Origin of the sequence: Nostoc sp. (assembly GCF_041747015.1) — a bacterium.
Taxonomy (GTDB): Bacteria; Cyanobacteriota; Cyanobacteriia; order Cyanobacteriales; family Nostocaceae; genus Nostoc.
This window is the reverse complement of sequence record NZ_JBGTFY010000081.1, coordinates 1-5,039: the sequence shown is the minus strand read 5'-3', so window position 1 is coordinate 5,039 and position 5,039 is coordinate 1. Positions and strand designations below refer to the sequence as shown.

The following is a 5,039-nucleotide window of genomic DNA, read 5'->3' as shown; positions in this document are numbered from 1 at the left end:
CCAACGCTTGGAAAATCCTGTTGGCACTGACATTGAGCGTGTGCGTGATTGGATTGACCGCTTTACAGCCAGCCGTAAAATTCAGCTTTCAGAACAGCAACGCCAAGCTGTAGAAACAGCAGCCTACTCCAAAATCATGATCCTCACAGGTGGTCCTGGCGTTGGAAAGACTTTCACCACCCACACCATAGTTAGTTTATGGAAAGCAATGGGTAAATCTATTGCTTTGGCTGCACCAACTGGACGCGCTGCTCAACGCTTGGGTGAAATGACTGGGCTAGAAGCCAAAACCATACATCGCTTGTTGGAATTTGACCCCAGGACAAGAGGATTTAAATGTGACAGTGACAATCCTTTGCCCCATACAGCAATTATCGTTGATGAAGCTTCGATGCTTGATTTATTTCTGGCTTACTCCTTGGTTAAAGCAGTATTGGCTGGCGCTCTACTGTTGTTGGTGGGTGACATTGACCAGTTACCATCTGTGGGCCCAGGTCAAATACTTGCTGACCTGATTAATTCTGGGCGAGTTCCCGTGGTGCGGTTGACCCAGGTATTCCGCCAAGCTCAAACAAGTGCTATTATCACTGCTGCTCACCAAACTAATCGAGGAATTTATCCGACAATTGAGCCAATTTGCGACAATCCCGTGTCTGATTGCCTATGGCATGGCGGCGGACATCAGCCAGAACATGGTGTACAGGCAATCTGCGAGTTGATTACCGATTTGATTCCCCGCCTAGGTTTTAATCCTTCCACTGATGTGCAAGTACTTTGTCCAATGTCGCGGGGCTTGGTAGGGACTCGCAACCTTAATACTGTGTTGCAGCAGTTGATTAATCCACCTACCCCCGACAAGGTGGAAATTAATAGAGGTGGGATGATACTGCGAGTTGGCGATCGCGTCATTCAACAAATGAATGATTACCAGCGTGAAGTCTTCAATGGGGATTTGGGAATTATCACCGAGATTGATACTGTTGAACAAGAAGTAATTGTGCAGTATGGAGAGCGTACTGTGATTTATGACTATGCTGATCTCAACGAAATTACTTTAGCCTGGAGCGTGACTATTCATAAAAGCCAGGGTTCAGAGTATCCGGTGGTGATTATGCCAATTTATATGCAGCATTATATGATGTTAACCCGAAACCTGTTTTACACTGGTATAACTCGTGCCAAGAAGTTAGCGATCGTGGTTGGAGCTAAAAAAGCGATATCTCTAGCGGTGCGCTCTACCGATGACCAAAAGCGCTACACAAGGTTAAAGCAGAGGTTACTTCAGGCATGACTGAAACAGAATTTTGAATTTTGGATTCAAAAAAGGTCAGAAGGAGATAACTTATGGAATATCGGCAGTTAGGTAAACACGGCATTCGTGTCTTCTAGGGAATAACATTAGCCACGACGAAACAGAGTTTCGAGATAAACTTGGGAAACACCGCGATCTCCATCAGCATTTTGCAGCAGAAACAGAGAGATAGCTGCGGTAATAAGCCGATTCTCATCCCAATCAGGATGTTTTTCTAAGTAGGTGTTGAGAGATTGATGTAGTGTTTCGGGAAGAGTAGTAAAAATGTTTTGGGTTGAGTTCATATAATAAAAGCTTCAGAAAAAGCAAATCAATAGGGACAACAAGCTAAAGGTGATACAGTGCAAGTACAGTTTCACCCATTCAATGCTAGCCGCACCACTGGCACTAACAACTGAATAGTTTTATACAGTTGATGCTCAAAATGGAACAGGCGGCAAAGGCTAGTGGATTTATTTTGTGCTGATTGGCTCAGTTTGTCAATGTTGCAAAATGTTAAAGATAAATATAGAAAAAATAAATAATTACGTGAAAGCTAGGGTTAGAAGTAGGTTTTGTTTACGTTACGTAATAATAACTCAGTAAAGCAGACTGATTGCTACAGACATGACAAAATACCCATTGGGTGAACAGAAGCCGATTATCTTGTAAAACAACTGTGGAAAACAGCAGAAATAGCTGTAGAAAGTCTGTGGAATCTGGCAGGAAAGGTAGAGGTAATGATAAGAATTGCAAAAAGTTCAGATTTGTAATCTCTGCCGTTGCAGTGTAATATCGGCCTCAGTATTCCCAAGGAGCTAATCATGAGAGGATGGGTAAACGATCCACATTCAGGAGGGGTAAAAATCCCGGAGCAGGTCAAACAGAGAACAAAGCACCGGATATTAACTTATGCAGAGCAGCATTATGCAGGAAAATACATACGTATTGAAGTCCGTTTTAAGGGATATTTCTGTTACATAGATGCTTATAAAGAACCATTTCTACCAGACAATGATGACCTATCAATGTTTAAAATAACACGCTCTGAATATATAGAGAGAGCCAAAAATACACCAATTCATCTGTGTCGATTGCGGTACAAAGGGAATGAAGAGAAATGGACAAAGGCTTTTTATACCTATAGTAATGAAAAGTACGAACCTAGCGTATTTAACAATGGTACTTTTTATGGGACACCAGAAGAGGCATTTCAAAGTTCAGCATTGTATTTAGATTAATCAAATTTCGACAGATTTAATGATTTTTGAGATAGAAATATAAAATTGTTTGGCTCATAAAAAAGTAACAATATCGCTCAATATGTCTGAATTTTATACGTTTCAACCTTTACCGCTAATTAATCCTAGCTTGGATATTAGTGAGAATCACTACTGAAATTACCATTAGAGATTATCTAGCTAAATACGATCGGCAAGAAGCGCCTCTGTTTCTAGGTTTATAAGATATTATCTAACTGCATCACAGTGTTAGTTATTTGTGAAAAACACGGAATTTTTGAGGGTTACGAAATGTAGGATAATATGTCTGGACGCTAAATAATCATCGAATGATAAATTTGCAATTTCCTAATGATTGGCAGAGAGTAATAGCTGAAGAATTTAAACAACCTTACTTTACTAAACTTCAAGAGTTTCTAATAAGTGAAAGGTTATCTTATACTATCTATCCAGCTAAAGAAGAGACATTTTCTGCTTTTGAACTGACACCTTACGACCAAGTAAAAGTCGTATTGCTGGGACAAGATCCATATCACAATGAAAACCAAGCACATGGTTTATGTTTTTCAGTAAGACCAGGGGTAAAACCACCTCCATCACTTGGCAACATATTTAAAGAACTTAAACAAGATATTGGATTTGAAACCCCAAATAATGGCTATCTTGTAACATGGGCTAAACAGGGTGTATTGATGTTAAATACAGTACTAAGTGTCAGAGTAGGCATGGCAAATTCTCATAAAAATAAGGGTTGGGAAACTTTTACAGATGTGGTAATTAGTAAAATTAGCCAGAAACCTGCACCTGTGATCTTTGTGCTGTGGGGTAAGGATGCACAAAAGAAATTAAAGCTGATAGATACTAACAAAAATATCATAATTCAATCAGCACATCCTTCACCACTTTCTGCTCACAATGGTTTTTTTGGCAGCAAGCCCTTTTCAGCTATTAATTCTGCATTAATTTCTTATGGACAATCAGAAATTAATTGGCAAATACCAAATATTTAAAAATTAAATACTTTATTAAAGATAAAGAAAACTATGAGCGAGTACCAGTATTACGAATTCCAGGCATTAGACCGACCATTAACTGCATCAGAACAAGCATATATAAGTAGTTTATCTAGTCGGGTACAACTGAGTGCAACAAACGCAATTTTTACCTACAGCTATGGAGACTTTCGATGTGAACCCAAGGAAGTTCTAGAAAAGTGTTTCGACATCATGTTATACATGGCGAATTGGGGAACGCGACAATTAATGTTTCGTTTCCCTAAAACAGTGGTTGCTCCATCAGTTTTTGAACCTTATTGTTTAGCTGATAAAATTACTGTATCAAGTAGCAAAAATTATGTAATTGTAGATATCAGTATCCAGGATGAAGAATATGGAGATTGGATAGAAGGAGAGGGATGGCTAGCGAAGTTAGTGCAATTGCGTGATGATATTTTGCAAGGAGATTACCGAGTTTTCTATCTGGCTTGGTTAAAAGCAGCTTCAATAGCAATTGAAGAAGGGGAAGATGAAGAAGATTTAGTTGAACCACCTGTCCCAGCCAATTTGAAAAAGCTACCTGATGCGATTGGGACTTTTATAGAGTTATTTGATATTGACCAGGATTTAATTGCATCGGCATCTCAAGTGAGTATTGATAAAAAAGAAAATACTGAACCCATAAAAGAGTGGATTACAGCTTTGTCATCAGAGGAAAAAGACTATTTTCTTTTGAAATTGGCAACAGGTGAAATTAATGTTGGAATACAACTTATAAACCGACTGCGCGAACTATTTAAAATTCGGAAAAGTGATAGCAATTATGATACTCACAGACGCTCATTCTCCCAGTTACTAGAAAATGCTAATGAGCAAATGCAACAGCTTCAGCAACGAGAAAAATTAGCAGCACAACAGGAAAAAATCCGGAAGTTAGAAGTTCTAGCTAAAAATCAAGATAAAGTATGGTCAGATATATATAAGTTACTTGAATTCAAGCAATCCAAAACTTATGACCAAGCAGTTGCACATCTAATTGACTTACGGGAATTGGCTGAATATCAAGGAAAGCTAGAGGAGTTCAAAGCTTCTATTAAGCAGATGCAAAAAAATTATAGCACCCGGAATGGATTGCTATCGCGCCTGAAAAAAGTTGGATTATTGTAAATTCTCTAAGTGTACAATTTTTCTTTTCTGACATGGTGATGCTGATTACCATTTTACATTCATGGTATGAAGCCCCTATTTTTAAATAGGTCGAATAAAAAAAGAAGATTTTTAAGGCACGTAGTGCGATAACTTAGCAGTGCGGAGCCGGAGCCGCTCCGCCTCCGGTCCATATTTGAAACAAGAGCTTTTAAGTTACTTATTCCCTATACTTTTGCAGAAATTGACCCAGAAATTAAATTCCTGAGCTAAGTATCAAAAAGTTGCAACTGGTGGTCTAGGCGGCTAAACGAAGAATTTGATCTAGCTCACGTGAGCGTGGCGTCAAGTCCCCTTCAGGAGCGG

The 5,039-nt window shown here is 39.0% G+C and carries 5 protein-coding genes; 4 read left to right on the top strand and 1 reads right to left on the bottom strand.

Translation table 11 applies throughout. The features are described from left to right. Positions 1–1,291, top strand: a 1,291-nt coding sequence (locus ACEW80_RS06300; protein ID WP_373525774.1) for an ATP-dependent RecD-like DNA helicase, incomplete at its 5' end; no start/stop codon positions are given. Positions 1,292–1,398: 107 nt separating this feature from the next. On the opposite strand, the gene ACEW80_RS06295 is transcribed toward ACEW80_RS06300, so the two are convergent. Continuing rightward, complete coding sequence (locus tag ACEW80_RS06295) at positions 1,399–1,596, bottom strand: DUF2811 domain-containing protein (RefSeq protein WP_094346403.1); 198 nt, start codon at positions 1,594–1,596, stop codon at positions 1,399–1,401. Positions 1,597–2,115: 519 nt separating this feature from the next. On the opposite strand from ACEW80_RS06295, the gene ACEW80_RS06290 reads away from it, so the two are divergent. The 3 genes from ACEW80_RS06290 to ACEW80_RS06280 all read left to right on the top strand — a co-directional run bounded on the left by ACEW80_RS06290 (position 2,116) and on the right by ACEW80_RS06280 (position 4,694). Then, positions 2,116–2,532, top strand: coding sequence for a hypothetical protein (locus tag ACEW80_RS06290; protein ID WP_323233700.1), 417 nt, complete (start codon positions 2,116–2,118; stop codon positions 2,530–2,532). A 329-nt stretch (positions 2,533–2,861) separates the two neighbouring features. Continuing rightward, positions 2,862–3,542 (top strand): uracil-DNA glycosylase, encoded by a 681-nt coding sequence (locus ACEW80_RS06285; RefSeq protein WP_373525773.1) that lies wholly within the window; start codon positions 2,862–2,864, stop codon positions 3,540–3,542. 33 nt (positions 3,543–3,575) lie between these two features. Further along, positions 3,576–4,694 carry a hypothetical protein gene (locus ACEW80_RS06280; RefSeq protein WP_373525772.1) on the top strand — a complete coding sequence of 373 codons (1,119 nt, stop codon included), beginning with the start codon at positions 3,576–3,578 and terminating at the stop codon, positions 4,692–4,694. The last annotated feature ends 345 nt before the right edge of the window (positions 4,695–5,039 follow it).

Bases quoted from the DNA above. Each gene is read 5' to 3' on its own strand.
- ACEW80_RS06295 (WP_094346403.1), bottom strand. From the start codon at position 1,596: ATGAACTCAACCCAAAACATTTTTACTACTCTTCCCGAAACACTACAT.
- ACEW80_RS06290 (WP_323233700.1), top strand. From the start codon at position 2,116: ATGAGAGGATGGGTAAACGATCCACATTCAGGAGGGGTAAAAATCCCG.
- ACEW80_RS06285 (WP_373525773.1), top strand. From the start codon at position 2,862: ATGATAAATTTGCAATTTCCTAATGATTGGCAGAGAGTAATAGCTGAA.
- ACEW80_RS06280 (WP_373525772.1), top strand. From the start codon at position 3,576: ATGAGCGAGTACCAGTATTACGAATTCCAGGCATTAGACCGACCATTA.